Below are 14,574 nucleotides of genomic sequence, written 5' to 3'. Positions count from 1 at the left end.
GCGAGCGGCCATGCCAGACTGAGGTACACTGCCAGACGCTTGCTGAGCGTGACGGGATGCGCTCGTATTGGATGGTCTATCAGTGAGGGCGACAATGGCTTAAGCGTTCAGGAGAATCCCTGATGGCCGCGCTATCCGAGAGCAGTCGTGTACTACCGGAACGGATCGATAGCTGACTCTGACTCGAAGATTGAGTCTGAGCGACGACGCCTCTTTCATCTTTCTCCTGGCATAGTCTTTTTGCCGCGCTTCACGTATCGTACGTGGCGATGTCCCGTTTGAAACCACACGATTTTCGTTTCCCCTCGGTTGATCGGGCATCGCCAGAAGGGCTTCTCACAGATACCGCCTTACACTGAATTGCCCAGGATTACGCCGATTTTAGTTTATGTCGCTTTAGGCGCAATTACGGTCTCAAGGGGACATGGAAACCATCTGGAGGATTGAGTCGTGCCAGGAATAGACACTTTCCCATCATCCTTGAGTTCACGCATCAGCGTCTGAACCTGATCGCGGGTGAGCTGCGGAAGGACCTGTTGCAAACCCTGAGGGTTGCTCCTCGAAGGGTAGTGTATGTCCATGCTTGGCGTGCCGACGCTTCACTCACCTGTGGCTACACATGCCTCGTGACGTCCATGCGTTGGTGCAGCACACGCACGATCCGAATACCGTGGTCCTTCGGGATGTAAAAGACTACGTGGGATTGATACTCAACCCGCCGCAATCCCGGTGCCAGTTCATCAGCCTTCCGCCCCTGCGTCGGCTGCTCCGCCAGCATCTGGAACCGCGCGTGCAAACCGAGGAGATAGACCCGAGCCTGTTCCAGTCCAAAATGAAGGATCGTGTATTCGTAGATGCCCTCGAGATCGGTGGCGGCCTTCGACGAGAGACTATAACTGGCCATTCGCCTTCAGCCGCGTTTCGACCCCCTCCATAATCTGCGGCACAGTGCGGTCACTGACGCCGCTATCCAACCCCTCCTGAATGGCGTCCTTCAACGTCTGAAACTTGGCGCTGTCCTGATCGCGTCGGATCAAATCGCGGATATATTCGCTGTCGTTCGTGAACTTGCCACGTTCGATCTGGGCCTTGATCCATTGATCCTGTTGCTCCGTGACGGTGATCGTCTTGCGTGTAGTTCCCATGGTGCGACCTCCGATATATTCATACTATTGATGCAGTTTAGCACGTTCTTGGGCATGCTAGAAACCCGCAGTCTTCTCCTGACATAGTCTTTTCCCTTCGCTTCACGTATCGTACGTGGCAATGTTCCGCTTAAGACCGCACGATTTCCGTTTCCCCTCGGTTGATCGGGCATCGCCAGAAGGGCTACTCGCCGTAGGAGGCGACCTCCGTCCGGAACGGCTGCTCGAAGCCTATCGGCACGGGATCTTCCCTTGGTACAACGACGATCAACCGATTCTCTGGTGGTCGCCGGATCCTCGCGCCGTGTTGTTTCCTGACAAACTCCATGTCTCGCGCAGCCTTAAACGAAGCCTTCGTTCAAACGTGTTTACCCTCACCCTTGACACGTGTTTCCGAGAGGTCATGGCACAATGCGCAGGACCGCGCCCGCAATATCCAGAAGGAGGCACCTGGATCACGGGGGACATGCTGGATGCCTATACCCACTTGCACGAACTCGGTTACGCCCATTCGGTGGAAACATGGCAGGATGATCGCCTGATCGGAGGACTCTATGGTGTCTCGCTTGGTAGCGCCTTCTTTGCCGAATCGATGTTTACGCGAGTCGATGACGCATCCAAGGTGGCGCTTGTGAAGCTCGTCACGCAGCTTCGGGCCTGGAACTTTCGCCTCATCGACTGCCAACAGTTCTCTCCCCATGTTAGTCGGTTCGGCGCGGAAGAGCTTCCACGATCAACCTTCATCACACATCTACACCAGGCACTCACCCTTCCCGACCGGCGGGGACGATGGACATTCGAAACAGTGTGAGCTTCTGAAGTAACTCGCTGGCCTGCCGTCACCTACAAGAAGAACGGCATTTGACAGATTTTTCTCCCGTCGCTTATGATCTTGTCTTCATGTACGAGGAGGAGACCATATGAGCTTTGTCATCACACCGAAAGAATTGAAGTCGAGACTCGATAAAGGGGATAAACTGGTGCTGTTGGATGTACGGGAGCCTTGGGAAAATCAGCTTGCCAAGCTGGACAACTCTCTCCTCATCCCGCTTGGCACCTTACCCAACTCACTGTCCCAGTTGGACAAAAATACTGAAATTATCGCCTACTGCCATCACGGGATGCGGAGCGGAGATGCCACAGGCTTTCTCCTCCAGCAGGGATTCTCGAACGTGAAGAATTTGATCGGTGGAATCGATGCCTGGTCAATCCAAGTTGATGGGAGCGTCGCTCGATACTGATCGGATACGCTCTGTAAGACACTGACAGTCGCGAGTCGTCAGGTTCGTCTGAGGGCGTACTAGTCGGCCTGCCTGCAGACTGTAGCCGGCAGGCTAGCGGCTTTTCCCTTGAAAAAATTCCACCGTCTGCTTCAGACCCTCGGCGAGGTCCACCTTGACCTCCCACCCAAGTTCTTGTTTGATCCGTGACGGGTCAACCACACTGCGAATCTGCTCGCCAGCTTTGGCCGGGCCATGCAATTCCTTGACGCTCGAAGCTGTCAGCCCGGCAAGCATCCGGAACAACTCATTGACGGATGTCTCAGCCCCTGTTCCGACGTTATACACTCCATGTGCATCCTGCCCCATGGCGGCCAAGTTTGCTTCGGCCACGTCGTCGACGAATACGAAATCACGTGTTTGACGGCCGTTTCCATGAATGATGGGCTGCTCGTTGTTCAACATCTTTTGAATGAAGATGGCAATGACTCCGGCTTCTCCATCGGGATCCTGCCTCGGCCCATAGACGTTAGCATACCGGAGGCTGACGACTGGAATCCCGCTCACCCGTTGGAAATAGGACAAGTAATGTTCGCCGCACAGTTTACTGATGCCATAGGGTGAGAGTGGCTTGGCTGCGTGAGATTCAGTCGCTAGAAGTGTCTCCTGTTCACCATAGATCGCTCCACCGGATGAGGAGAACACAACCTTTCGGCATCCATACCGAACCGCTTGCTGCAACACGTTCATGGTTCCCAAGACATTGACCTGCGCATCGAACACCGGATCGGCTATCGAACGAGGGACATTGATCTGAGCCGCAATGTGGAGGACAATATTAGGCCGTTCATTGCGAAACACCCGTTCAAGACGCCAGCTGGTAATGTCAGTCTTGTAGAGACTCGCCGCACGATTGACATTCTTCCGCTTGCCAGTGGCCAGATTGTCCACGATGACAACTTGATGCCCCTCTTCAACGAGTCGGTCCACCACATGAGACCCGATAAACCCTGCACCGCCCGTGACGAGTACTTTCATTGGCCCTCCTGAATGAACGCTCAGCAATTACGACAGACTTTACATACCATGAAATGGGGTCTCGTACTCAAAGATTGCTAATATTTCCTGGTTGCCTTTTTTCCCTTTGATGGGAGAGGCGACCGTCCCCATGGTCTTCAACCCCTTGTCCGCCGCGAATTGGACGATTCTCTGAACAACCTCTGCTCGCTGTGCGTCATCACGCACGATGCCACCCCGACCTACTTGGCCCTTGCCGACTTCAAACTGCGGTTTGATCAAGGCAATGACGCGGGCTGGAGCACGGAGAAACGGCAGGATGGGTGGAAGCACCTTCGTCAATGAAATAAACGATACATCGATGACGACTAAATCAACCAGATCCGGGATGGCAGACGGAGGCAGATAGCGAATGTTGGTCCGCTCACTCAGCACGACGCGTGGGTCTTGTCGGAGCCGCCAATCAAATTGCCCGTAGCCCACGTCAACCGCGTAGACCTTCGCAGCCCCTCGTTTGAGCAAACAATCGGTGAACCCTCCGGTCGAGCACCCCACGTCGAGACAAATCAATCCTTGGGGGGCGATCGAATAGGCGTCTAGCGCTGCCTCCAGTTTTTCGCCCCCTCGGCTGACGAACGGCTGGGTCTCACCGATCATCTCGATGACCGCATCGACGGGAATCACTCTGGAGGGTTTGTCGACGATCACTCCGTTACTTCGGACCTTTCCCGCAAGCACCATCCGGACTGCGGCGTCTCGACTCTGCACCAATCCCCGAGCCGTCAGTACAAGGTCACAACGATCCTTATCGCGTTGTCTGTTCATACTCATGAGAATCGCAAAGTGGGAAAGATGAGAAAAGAACGAGACTCAGAAGAGCGACCTGTTATGAGTCTTCAGCGGAACCCTGGACATCAATGTCATCGGAGGTGAAGGCGCGTAGTTGCTTTTTTCCATTCGTATCCTGGACGAGCACTTCGACTTTCCGTTCAGCGTCTTCCAATACCTTTAAGCAATTCCTCGACAGCCGAATGCCCTCCTCGAAAATCTTCAACGATTCATCCAGGGGCAGATCTCCATTCTCTAATTCACCCACAATGGCTTCCAATCTGGCCATCGCTTGTTCAAACTTCACCCCAGCCACAACCATTCTCCTTTCACGCCAACCCGCCGCCCATTATAACGAAGTCCCAACCAGCTTTTAAACTGACGGATCCAACCTAACCTCCTCCACCGTACATCGGATCTGACCCCTGGCCAAACGTGCCAAGATCTTCTCCCCAACAAACACCTGTCCGGCATCGTGAATGATCTGGCCACCAGGCACCGTCTCGAGAATCCCGTATCCCCGATCCAGAATCGCGAGCGGGTTCAGCCCCTTCAATCGGTCCAGATACGCATGGGTATGCTGGGTCTTCCGTTTGAGGCTATGGTTCATGGCAGCGATCACACGCGATCGCAACTGTGGAACGATCAGCAAATCCTGACGCACGTGGAGCACCGGACTCTTCGATCGTAGCGCGTGCGTCCATGTTTGCGCATTCACCATCGCGTGTTTGAGATGGGCGCGGACTGTTTCTCGCATGCCTGCCACTAGGCCATCCACCCGCTGAGCTTCTTTGAGAATTCTAAACCTGATGTTGCCCATATGGGCAAGTAGAAGATCAAGTCGCTGATGCTGTTCCAGGCATTGTGCGGTCATGGCTTGCTGACAGCGGGCGGTAAGCATGCCCAGCCGCTCAACGATCTCCGTTAACACCGGGGCAACCAGTTCGGCGGCAGCGGACGGAGTTGCAGCCCGTACGTCCGCCGCAAAGTCTGCCAGTGTCACATCTGTCTCATGCCCAACGGCAGATACAATGGGCACCTGTGACGCAGCAATGGCTCGCACGACAATTTCTTCGTTAAAACTCCACAGATCTTCCAATGAACCGCCGCCCCGCCCAACGATGATGACGTCGACAACTCCGAGCCGGTTCAATGCCTGAATGGCGGCTGCAATCTGTTCAGCCGATCCCACCCCCTGCACCGGTACGGGCGCGATGATGATACTCAAGATAGGACAGCGACGGTGCAATACGGTGATCAGATCTTGAACCGCTGCCCCGGTCGGCGAGGTCACGATTCCGACCGTCCGAGGGAATGCAGGTAGCGATTGTTTGCCGTCCACATCGAAGAGCCCCTCGGCTTCAAGGCGACGCTTGAGCTGCTCAAACGCCAACTGGAGAGCGCCTCGCCCCTTGGGTTCGAGATGATCAAGTATGACCTGGTACTCTCCACGAGGCTCGTAGACGGAGAGTCGCCCTTTCACGACGACTTGAAGACCCTCCTCCAGGCCGAACCGCAACCGAACGGCCGCCGAACGGAAGATCACCGCCCGAATCTGACTCGTCTGGTCCTTGAGGGTACAGTAGAGATGCCCGGACCCTGGTGCGCGCAGGTTCGAAATTTCCCCTTCAAGCCAGACCTCGGCAAAGTCCGTTTCGAGGGAAGCCCGAACCATGGCAGTCAGTTCCGAGACGGTGAGGACATGTCTCGAGGTCAACTCGGACGCGAAAAGGGGCGGGCGAGAGTACGTAGTCGTGAGTCCTCTCCTTTGAAGCTCACCAGCAGGCTGTTCACAAAGTCTGTGCAGCAAGGCCGTAGTACGCGACAGACCGACGCGTTCGCGGTTGATACGTTGAGACCTTGCGCGGTGCGAGAATGCCGCTGGTGGACTTTTTCACAGCCTGCTAATCGATGCTGCGAATGCGTTCAAACCTGATCACCTTGCCCAGGCGGGGATCGAGCTCAAGCAGAACCGCGCAAAATACGGAAGGTCCTGATGCGACTTCAAACCGCCTCGGCATCGCGGTCAAAAACTTTTCGATCGCCAATTCCTTCTTGACTCCGATCACCGAATGGAGCGGTCCCGTCATGCCGATATCCGTGATGTACGCAGTGCCCTTCGGCAGGATTTGTTCATCGGCCGTCTGCACGTGCGTATGCGTCCCGACGACAGCGACCACCTCTCCATCCAGGAAATGCCCCATGGCCATCTTTTCAGACGTGGCTTCCGCATGCATCTCAACGATGATCGCGGACGTCTCGCGCTTCAGCCGTGATAGCTCACGTTTTGCCGTCTGAAATGGGCAATCGATCGTCGGCATATACACCCGGCCCATCAACTGTAAGACGGCCAGCCGCTCACCGCCTGCGGTCTCGATGACAACACTCCCATTTCCAGGGACGCCCGCCGGATAATTCGCCGGCCGCAACAAGCGGGGCTCACGATCAAAATAATCGATCGCCTCTTTTTTATCCCAGGCATGATTTCCGGTAGTGATCACCGAGATGCCGGTGTCGAACAGTTCCTCGGCCAACTCCGGCGTCACCCCGAAGCCTCCTGCCAGATTTTCACCATTGGCAATGACCGCATCAATATGATGCTGCGCGACCAGCCGAGGTACGGCCCGAGCGACAGCCCGGCGGCCCGGCTCCCCCATGATGTCCCCGAGACAAAGGACTTTCATTTGGCGTATTCCACGTAGCGGCTTTCTCGAATGACGGTGACCTTGATCTGTCCCGGATAGGTCAACTCTTGCTCGATCTTCTTCGCCAATTCACGAGACAGCTGAAACGACTCGGCATCGGTGATGTCCTCTTGCCTCACAATGACGCGAATTTCACGTCCGGCTTGGATCGCGTAGGCTTTCTGCACGCCCTTATGCCCAGTCGCGAGCGATTCCAGCTTTTCCAACCGCTTCACATACGACTCCAGCGCTTCCCGCCGCGCACCTGGACGCGCCGCCGACAACGCCTCGGCCGCCGCCACCAACACACTCTCCGGGCAAATCGGCTCCACCTGCTCATGATGCGCGGCGATCGCGTTAACGATCTTTGGAGATTCGCCGTATTTCTTGGCGATCTCGGCCCCGAGCATGGCATGCGGTCCCTCTTCTTCATGGCTGACCGCCTTACCGATATCATGCAGCAAGGCGCCGCGCCGAGCTAGTCGGACATCGAGACCCAATTCCGACGCCATGATGCCGCAAATGTACGAGGCCTCACGGGCATGATAGAGGTTATTTTGCCCGTAGCTCGTGCGATACTTGAGTCGCCCCAAGACCTTGATCAACTCAGGATGAAAGTCCGAAAGCCCCAGTTCGAAAATAATTTTCTCTGCTTCTTCATACATTAGCTTGTCGATGTCGACCTTGACCTTTTCGACAATCTCCTCAATGCGCGTGGGATGGATACGCCCGTCGTGCATCAGGCGCTCCAGCGACACTTTGGCAATCTCGCGCCGCAACGGATCGAACCCAGAGATAATCACGGCTTCAGGAGTTTCGTCGATGATCAGATCAATACCCGTCGCCGCTTCAAGCGCACGGATATTGCGCCCTTCCCGACCGATGATTCGACCTTTCATGGCATCGTTGGCAATGGGAACCACCGAGATCGTGGATTCCGCGACATAATCACGAACGACACGTTGAATCGAGCTGGTGATGATTTCCCGCGCCTCACGCTCGGCGTTCTCACGAGCCTCTTCGATCGTGCGCTTGGCAAGGCCTACGGCCTCGAGTTTCGCTTGCGATTCCATTTCGAGGATCAATTGTTTCTTGGCTTCATCGGCCGTCATCCCGGCGACCCGTTCCAGCGCGTCTCGATGTTCGCGTTCAGCCTTGGCGCAGGCAGACTCTTTGACCGCCAGCCCCTCTTCTCGCTTCGCGAAATCTGCCTCGCGCTTGCGTGACTCAGTTTCTCTCTTTTCCAGAGCGGCAACTTTCCCGTCAAGTCCTCCCTCTCGTTGGATCAGACGCTTCTCCACCGTCGAGAGTTCAGCAAGTTTGGCTTTCTCCTCTTGCTCGAATTCGGACTTTGCCTTGAAGACCAGATCCTTAGCTTCAAACCTGGCTTCTTTGACAACATTCTCGGCCTCTCGCTGTGCGTTCTGCACAACCTGCTTAGCCAAGTCTTCTGCCTCAGCCTGCTTGGCACCTGTCATCCGTCGTCGCAGGAAATCAAATACTCCAGCACCAGCCACAGCTCCGAAGATCAACGAAAGGATTATGTACACGACAGTTGATGTAGAAATGGGAGTCACCCCCTTCTTGAAAACAATCAGATCCAATAGGCTCAACCTGATGCGGAGCCCCCGCCTCAGACTGAGCGGAATGAACGCGAATAACTAATGTGAGGTGAAGAGATGGAAGAGTCTTAGGAGACCGCGAGTCGACTCGCCTGGAGCCGCAAGAGATTGCCAGGATACGATGCCATACTCAGAAAGTTTCTCTCTCTGCCCTTCCTTAGGCGTCTGTTTCCAGACATCAGCCATTGGAAAGAGTCAGCGATCGAAACAGGCATGGAGGGTAGATACTCGTTCCATCCGACAGGTATTCGCCGGATCGCTTCAATTTCAGAAACTGGCCGCTGGGCGCCCATGTGACGCCGCCCACGCACGACCCATAGCTTGAGCATCCACCGAATGAACACTTCGTATCCTATCAAACAAACGTTCTCTTGTGGTTTTCTTAGCACTCGTTTCCAGGCGATCAACAATCGGCGATATCACTCTTCCCTACTCATCCGCACACTCACCTATCTATATGTTAACAAAGGGACTCTTTGAAAGCAAGGCGAATCTCCGCTATCGAAAGAGCGAAGTCGGCATCTGCTCATCGATCGATTCCATCAACGTCACCATCCGCCGTTCGACATCAGCCTCTCCTTGGACTCGCTTCTTCTCGGACTCAAACAGCTGATGAGCAAGATTGATCGCCGTCAGCACCGCCAACTTCGATGGGGTCGTTGTCTTCATTCCTTCCGCCAGATGCTTCATATGATCGTCGACAAAATTGGCCAGCCGCCGGACATAGGCATCATCGCCGCCTCCCGTGATCGCGTACCGCTGACCATAAATTTCTACATCAATGGTCTTAGTCAATGGCCACCTCCTTAGGATCCTCGACACATTCGAGCAACTCCATCTCATTCATGACCTTTTCGATCCTGGTCTTGATGTCCATCCGTTCCTTTTCCCATTGGCGATTCGTATCATCCTGCGAAGCCAACCGCTGGCGAGCCGCCTTGAGCTCTTCCTCTAAGAGCGCATTCTTTCGTTTAAACTCTTGGACAAGCTTCACCAGATCACGAATGCGAGTTTCCAATGCATCAAGTCGATCCAATGACATAATCAGCCCCTCTTCGTTATGGACCCTACGGATTGTGGCGCACTATAAAAAGTTCACAAGATCTTGTCAAGAAACGACTTTTTGAGTCCCCGCCAGACGCAGATATTCTTTATAACTCCGCAAAACCCGTTTGACGTATTGCCTGGTCTCCTGATAATGGATCAGCTCCACAAATTCATCCTCACTCCGCCCCCGATAGGTCGCCGCCCAAGTGCCTACGACGATGGGACCGGCATTATAGGCAGCAATCACCTGCACAACATTGCCAGAAAACTGTGTAAACAGTTGCTCGACATACCGAGCCCCGATCCGGATATTTGTCTCCTGATCAAACAAATCTTCTCGGGAGAGGCTTGGAAGACGGTGCTGTTGAGCCACGGCATTGGCGGTGGCGGGCATGACCTGCATCAATCCGATCGCTCCGACGCGAGAGACGGCTCTCCGATCATATTGACTCTCTTCCCGAATGATGGCCGCAACAAGAAACGGATCAACCCCGTTCGCTCCCGACATTTTGATCGTAGGAATCAATCCCGTGGGATAGGCCACGCTCCACAATCCATCTGCGACCACTCCACCGGTTCGCTCTAACTTTTCACGGAATCGAGACCGCACCAGACGCAAGGCATGATGGTAGGCACCGACCTCATTCAACATGATGGATAATGCTGCCAACACCTCGGAGTCGCGGCTATATCGATCCGTCAACGCGCCAAGCTCTCTCGCGGCATCTTGCTCAAGACCGAGCGTTCTGAGTTCTACCGCCCGCCGGTACGCCGGGTGGAGCTCAATCTGCATCCGGCTACTGGCCTGACTGTCCTGGACCGGCGCCTGCGTGACTTCAACAGCAGACGGAGTAGACGAGATCGCGACGACTGAGCCTTCCTGCTTCGTCTGCCCTGGAACCGACAGGTCACTCTGTTCGCGCGCCAACTGGCAGTAGTAGGTGTGCGGAAACCGCTGACAGAGCAGCGCAAATATCTCCGTTGACTTCACACTGTCCACATGACCGTAGGAACGTGCAATCCAATAGAGGGCTTGTGGCTCTAGATCGCTGTCCTTCTGATCGACGATCTGCTGCCACACGCTGATCGCCTCCTGATAACGAGCCGTTCGGTACAGCACCCACCCTTCCCGCCATTGTGCTTCAGTTCGTTGAGAGGCCGGTTCTCCCAACTTGGCCACCTGCCGATACCTCGCGATTGCCTCATCGAACCGTGCCTCATCCTCCAGCCAGATCCCGGCGAATAGATTAATCTGCCCTTTCTGCTCTGGAGTGACCATCCGCTTCGGGAGTGTCCGGCAAAGATCCAAGAGCTTCTCCCCAAATCCCTGCCTGAGATAGACCCTCGCCAGCCAGACAGTGGCCTCATCCGCGCGAGACTCTCGCTCAGCCGTCAACGCATGAAAGGTCTCACGTGCCTGGTCGTACAGCTTTAAACGAACTTGGGCGATACCCAATTTCAGCCTGGCCTCCCCACGGTGAGAGGAGGTCGGATCTCGCGCCAGGAACTTTTTCAACTCCTCGATGGCCTCCGCGTGGAGCGACTGCCCTAGAAAAGCCTGAGCGCGTTCATAATACGTGTCGGGCGCCGCGGTCCACGGTACCCCGCCAATATTGCCCCCAAGCAAAGTCTCGGCTTCCTTAGCCTCTTTCGTGTGCGGAAACTTCAACCACAGCTGCTTCAGCGTTTCTTGTCCTTCCGCCAATTTATTCTCTCGGAGCGAACAAGACGCTGACCGTAACCAAGCCTGAGCGACCTGAGGATCCTTGTCATTGACATTGAGGGCCTTCGCGAACCAGGACACGGCCTCGGGACAGCTGGACGCCTGATACCACGCTTCCCCAGCACGGAGCGCAACCTGATTGAGAAGATTAGAATCGGGGACCGCTTGTGGCACCCCCTCAAACATACTGGCCGCCTCCTTGGCCTCCCCAAGACGCAGCAAGGCCTCTCCGATCCAGAATCGAATGTAATCATCGAGCACAAGAAAATCCCGCTGGGCTGCCCGAAGGTATGGCAGACTGGCAGCGGGACTTCGATCGATCAAGATCACCCCGGACAACAACCCGGCACGCTTGGCCCACTGCGTCCCGGGAAATCCTTCCATCACCTTTCGGAGACGTTCTAGCTTGAGCGCCACCACTTGATCTTTCGTCAACGCCTGACCGAGTCGCTCTTTCGGCCAGGCCGCCGCCACAAAACACTCCTCCGCTGTCGTACAGCCAGTGACCGTCGATTGTTCGGAGGGCTCAACCTGTGCCGCATACCCGTCGTATGAGAACCCCCCTCCGAGGGCGAGCACCAGGATGGGCGCGACCACCAGGCCGCAGCCATGGATAGAACGATACTTGGTAGCAATCTTCATCATGATGGCCTGACGACACTCATCCGAGTTCATTATATACAGAGCCGTCTGCAATGAAAGAAGTTTCCGGACCCGATGATGGGTCTGGCCGTATGCGGCATGACTTCCGCTATGGTAGGCTCCTAGCGTTGAGGATGATATGGCCGACTCTCAGATAATCGCTTCCGGTGCCGTGACAACGCTCTTAGGTCTCACCGAACCCCAGATGGTGAAGTTTGTCCGTGCGCAACACTGGCCGGACTATCGTGCACAGCAAATCTTGCGATGGCTCTATCAACAGCGCGCGCGGACTCTCACCGACATGACGGATCTCCCCATGCATGATCGCATGACGCTCTCTCCATCCACGAAGGTCGGGCGCTCGGCACAGACCACGATCTTATCGTCCCAGGATGGAACCCGCAAACTGCTCTTGATGCTCGACGATGGCCTGACGATCGAGGCCGTCCTGATTCCGGATGAGGATCGGCTGACGCTCTGCGTGTCAACTCAGGTTGGGTGCATGTTGGATTGTGGATTCTGCCTGACTGGGAGAATGGGACTGAAACGCAACCTCAAGCTTCATGAAATCATCGATCAGGTCCTGACCGCGCAAGACCTACTAAGCTCCGATGAACACATTACCAATCTCGTGTTCATGGGGATGGGAGAACCGCTGGCCAATGTGGAGAGTCTCAAGGCGGCCGTGACTGCGTTGACCAACAAACCGTGGGGTCTTGGGTGGTCGCGTAGACGCCTGACGGTGTCCACAGCGGGGCTGGCATCTCGCCTTCCGGAGGTCGCAGCGCTCGGCGTGAACCTCGCCATCTCCCTCAATGCCACCACTGAAGAGCAGCGACGAGCGCTAATGCCTGCCGCCAGCGAGATCGCTTCACTGAAATCACTCCTGGCTGCCTGTCGCCGCTATCCGCTCGCCCCTCACCAACGACTGACCTTCGAATATGTGCTGCTCGCAGACGTCAACGATCATGCCGCTGATGCCCGCCGACTGATACAATTGCTCAGAGCCATGCGATGCATGGTCAACTTGATTCCATTCAATGAATTTCCAGGCAGCCCTTTTCGTCGCCCTTCCGAACAGGCAGTACTTCGTTTCCAATCCATCCTCCGCGACGCCGGCCTCGATGCATTTGTTCGAAAGAGCCGCGGACGGGACGTTCTCGGCGCCTGCGGACAACTTGGTGAGCTCCCCAGCAACCGACCTTCCCTTACCTTGACACCTATTGAAACTCGTTGCTAGCATAGAAATTTGTACCCCATCATGATCATGCAGACTATCCACTTTCATTGGCGCATCCACCTCCTCACGGCGTTGCTCGTCTTCGGCTCGATCTCGATCGTGCTGGGAGCAGAGCCGAGTGAATACATCCTCTCAAACGGCATGAAAGTGCTGCTGGTTGAAGTTCCCAAGGCTCCGGTCGCCACAGTGCAGGTCTGGTACAAAGTCGGTTCTCGAAACGAGGTCATGGGACGGGCCGGACTCTCACACATGCTTGAGCACATGATGTTCAAGGGCACGGCACGGTATCCGAAAGGTTCATTTTCTAGAATCGTCAGAAAGAACGGCGGCATCGACAACGCATTTACAGGACAAGACTTTACCGCCTATTTTGAAAACGTGGCAGCGGATCGTGTCGGACTGGCTCTTGAGTTGGAGGCCGATCGGATGCAGGGCCTCCTTCTCGATCACAGCGAATTTCAGACCGAGCGCGACGTCGTGAAAGAAGAACGCCGCCTCAGATCCGAAGATGACCCGCAGGGTGCGCTGGTTGAAGCGCTCTTTGCCCAAGCCTTCCTCAGTCATCCCTACCATTGGCCGGTCATTGGATGGTTTGCGGATCTCGATGCGATGTCTCTCGAAGACTTGCAACGCCACTACGACACGTTTTACTCTCCCAACAATGCAACCCTGGTGGTTGTGGGCGATATCAAGGCCGACGCTCTCCTGCCGACGATCAAGCGTCTGTTTGAACCGATTCCCAGAGGCCCCTCCCCAAAACAAACCCTGGCGCCGGAACCGGAACAGCGAGGCGAGCGCCGTTTTCTCTTGAAACGCGAAGCGCAGGTGCCGTTTGTCATGATGGGATTTCGCGTACCTAACTATTCGAGCGAGGACTCCTATGCGCTCGACATTCTCGAATCAGTCCTCTCGCACGGGAAAAGTTCTCGGCTCTACCAGAACTTGGTCTATGAGCAGAAGAATTCTTTATCGGTTGGGGCAGAGTACAGTCTGATCCAGGCGGATCCCGGTCTCTTTTATTTCTACGCGCTGGTCAATCCCACCGCGAAGGTAGAAGCGGTCGAGGAGGCTCTACACCGCGAGATTCAACGGCTTCAGAATGAGCCGCCGTCCGAGCAGGAACTTCAGCGGGCCAAAAATCAGGTAGAAGCCTCACGCGTCTTTGAGCAGGATTCGAATTTTCGTCATGCCATGCTGTTGGGACAGTTGGAATCGGTCGGTGCCGGCTGGCGACGCCTCGATCAATACATAGAACGGATCCGCGCAATCACAGCGAAAGATATCCAACGCGTCGCTAAACAGTACCTGACCCAAGATAATCGGACCATCGGCATTCTTATTCCTTTACCTACGAAGCCCCTAGAATCAAGCCCCGCAACAGCTCAAGAAGGAAAGTTATAAAGACG

Annotated in this window: 15 protein-coding genes; 4 read left to right on the top strand and 11 right to left on the bottom strand. The window is 55.4% G+C overall.

The window, feature by feature from the left end; all coding sequences use genetic code 11:
* Positions 1–613: 613 nt before the first annotated feature.
* Together E8D52_01120 and E8D52_01115 are read right to left on the bottom strand one after the other, a co-directional pair.
* Entirely contained in the window at positions 614–904 is a 291-nt protein-coding gene (locus E8D52_01120; GenBank protein TKB70724.1) for a type II toxin-antitoxin system RelE/ParE family toxin, read from the bottom strand.
* Positions 891–1,145: a type II toxin-antitoxin system ParD family antitoxin gene (locus E8D52_01115; GenBank protein ID TKB70723.1), complete on the bottom strand. Its 255-nt coding sequence runs from the start codon at positions 1,143–1,145 to the stop codon at positions 891–893. The genes E8D52_01120 and E8D52_01115 overlap by 14 nt, the downstream gene beginning before the upstream one ends.
* A gap of 121 nt (positions 1,146–1,266) precedes the next feature.
* Here E8D52_01115 and E8D52_01110 point away from each other — a divergent pair, with 121 nt between their 5' ends.
* A complete protein-coding gene (locus E8D52_01110) occupies positions 1,267–1,956 on the top strand; it encodes a leucyl/phenylalanyl-tRNA--protein transferase (protein ID TKB70722.1) in 690 nt (229 codons plus the stop codon).
* A 109-nt stretch (positions 1,957–2,065) separates the two neighbouring features.
* Entirely contained in the window at positions 2,066–2,386 is a 321-nt protein-coding gene (locus tag E8D52_01105; GenBank protein ID TKB70721.1) for a rhodanese, read from the top strand.
* A 93-nt stretch (positions 2,387–2,479) separates the two neighbouring features.
* Here the strand turns inward: E8D52_01105 and E8D52_01100 are convergent, their stop codons facing one another.
* The 9 genes from E8D52_01100 to E8D52_01060 form a co-directional block, all read right to left on the bottom strand.
* Entirely contained in the window at positions 2,480–3,403 is a 924-nt protein-coding gene (locus tag E8D52_01100; GenBank protein ID TKB70720.1) for an SDR family oxidoreductase, read from the bottom strand.
* A 39-nt stretch (positions 3,404–3,442) separates the two neighbouring features.
* Positions 3,443–4,213, bottom strand: a complete 771-nt coding sequence (locus tag E8D52_01095; protein ID TKB70719.1) for a TlyA family RNA methyltransferase — start codon at positions 4,211–4,213, stop codon at positions 3,443–3,445.
* 55 nt (positions 4,214–4,268) lie between these two features.
* Entirely contained in the window at positions 4,269–4,526 is a 258-nt protein-coding gene (gene xseB, locus E8D52_01090; GenBank protein ID TKB70718.1) for an exodeoxyribonuclease VII small subunit, read from the bottom strand.
* A 57-nt stretch (positions 4,527–4,583) separates the two neighbouring features.
* Positions 4,584–5,885, bottom strand: a complete 1,302-nt coding sequence (locus tag E8D52_01085) for an exodeoxyribonuclease VII large subunit (protein TKB70717.1) — start codon at positions 5,883–5,885, stop codon at positions 4,584–4,586.
* A gap of 229 nt (positions 5,886–6,114) precedes the next feature.
* Complete coding sequence (locus E8D52_01080; protein TKB70716.1) at positions 6,115–6,894, bottom strand: TIGR00282 family metallophosphoesterase; 780 nt, start codon at positions 6,892–6,894, stop codon at positions 6,115–6,117.
* On the bottom strand, positions 6,891–8,471 hold the full coding sequence (rny, locus tag E8D52_01075; GenBank protein ID TKB70924.1) for a ribonuclease Y: 1,581 nt from the start codon (positions 8,469–8,471) through the stop codon (positions 6,891–6,893). Before rny ends, E8D52_01080 begins: the two co-directional genes overlap by 4 nt.
* Before the next feature lie 543 nt (positions 8,472–9,014).
* Positions 9,015–9,359: a cell division protein ZapA gene (locus E8D52_01070; GenBank protein ID TKB70715.1), complete on the bottom strand. Its 345-nt coding sequence runs from the start codon at positions 9,357–9,359 to the stop codon at positions 9,015–9,017.
* A complete protein-coding gene (gene zapB, locus E8D52_01065) occupies positions 9,304–9,558 on the bottom strand; it encodes a cell division protein ZapB (GenBank protein TKB70714.1) in 255 nt (84 codons plus the stop codon). The genes E8D52_01070 and zapB overlap by 56 nt, the downstream gene beginning before the upstream one ends.
* A 66-nt stretch (positions 9,559–9,624) precedes the next feature.
* Positions 9,625–11,961, bottom strand: coding sequence for a tetratricopeptide repeat protein (locus E8D52_01060; protein TKB70713.1), 2,337 nt, complete (start codon positions 11,959–11,961; stop codon positions 9,625–9,627).
* Positions 11,962–12,067: 106 nt separating this feature from the next.
* On the opposite strand from E8D52_01060, the gene rlmN reads away from it, so the two are divergent.
* Together rlmN and E8D52_01050 are read left to right on the top strand one after the other, a co-directional pair.
* The gene (rlmN, locus tag E8D52_01055; protein ID TKB70712.1) at positions 12,068–13,168 is read left to right on the top strand and encodes a 23S rRNA (adenine(2503)-C(2))-methyltransferase RlmN; all 1,101 of its coding nucleotides are present in this window, start codon (positions 12,068–12,070) and stop codon (positions 13,166–13,168) included.
* Positions 13,169–13,195: 27 nt separating this feature from the next.
* Complete coding sequence (locus E8D52_01050) at positions 13,196–14,569, top strand: insulinase family protein (protein TKB70711.1); 1,374 nt, start codon at positions 13,196–13,198, stop codon at positions 14,567–14,569.
* Positions 14,570–14,574 lie beyond the last annotated feature (5 nt).

Source organism: Nitrospira sp., from assembly GCA_005116745.1.
GTDB lineage: Bacteria > Nitrospirota > Nitrospiria > Nitrospirales > Nitrospiraceae > Nitrospira_D.
The sequence above is the reverse complement of the archived record's forward strand: the minus strand, read 5'-3'. Positions and strand labels throughout refer to the sequence as shown.

What these genes read in the sequence shown, in the direction of transcription:
- E8D52_01120 (TKB70724.1), bottom strand. Translation starts at nt 904, where the DNA reads ATGGCCAGTTATAGTCTCTCGTCGAAGGCCGCCACCGATCTCGAGGGC.
- E8D52_01115 (TKB70723.1), bottom strand. Translation starts at nt 1,145, where the DNA reads ATGGGAACTACACGCAAGACGATCACCGTCACGGAGCAACAGGATCAA.
- E8D52_01110 (TKB70722.1), top strand. Translation starts at nt 1,267, where the DNA reads ATGTTCCGCTTAAGACCGCACGATTTCCGTTTCCCCTCGGTTGATCGG.
- E8D52_01105 (TKB70721.1), top strand. Translation starts at nt 2,066, where the DNA reads ATGAGCTTTGTCATCACACCGAAAGAATTGAAGTCGAGACTCGATAAA.
- E8D52_01100 (TKB70720.1), bottom strand. Translation starts at nt 3,403, where the DNA reads ATGAAAGTACTCGTCACGGGCGGTGCAGGGTTTATCGGGTCTCATGTG.
- E8D52_01095 (TKB70719.1), bottom strand. Translation starts at nt 4,213, where the DNA reads ATGAGTATGAACAGACAACGCGATAAGGATCGTTGTGACCTTGTACTG.
- E8D52_01085 (TKB70717.1), bottom strand. Translation starts at nt 5,885, where the DNA reads ATGGTTCGGGCTTCCCTCGAAACGGACTTTGCCGAGGTCTGGCTTGAA.
- E8D52_01080 (TKB70716.1), bottom strand. Translation starts at nt 6,894, where the DNA reads ATGAAAGTCCTTTGTCTCGGGGACATCATGGGGGAGCCGGGCCGCCGG.
- E8D52_01070 (TKB70715.1), bottom strand. Translation starts at nt 9,359, where the DNA reads ATGAGATGGAGTTGCTCGAATGTGTCGAGGATCCTAAGGAGGTGGCCA.
- zapB (TKB70714.1), bottom strand. Translation starts at nt 9,558, where the DNA reads ATGTCATTGGATCGACTTGATGCATTGGAAACTCGCATTCGTGATCTG.
- E8D52_01060 (TKB70713.1), bottom strand. Translation starts at nt 11,961, where the DNA reads ATGAACTCGGATGAGTGTCGTCAGGCCATCATGATGAAGATTGCTACC.
- rlmN (TKB70712.1), top strand. Translation starts at nt 12,068, where the DNA reads ATGGCCGACTCTCAGATAATCGCTTCCGGTGCCGTGACAACGCTCTTA.
- E8D52_01050 (TKB70711.1), top strand. Translation starts at nt 13,196, where the DNA reads ATGCAGACTATCCACTTTCATTGGCGCATCCACCTCCTCACGGCGTTG.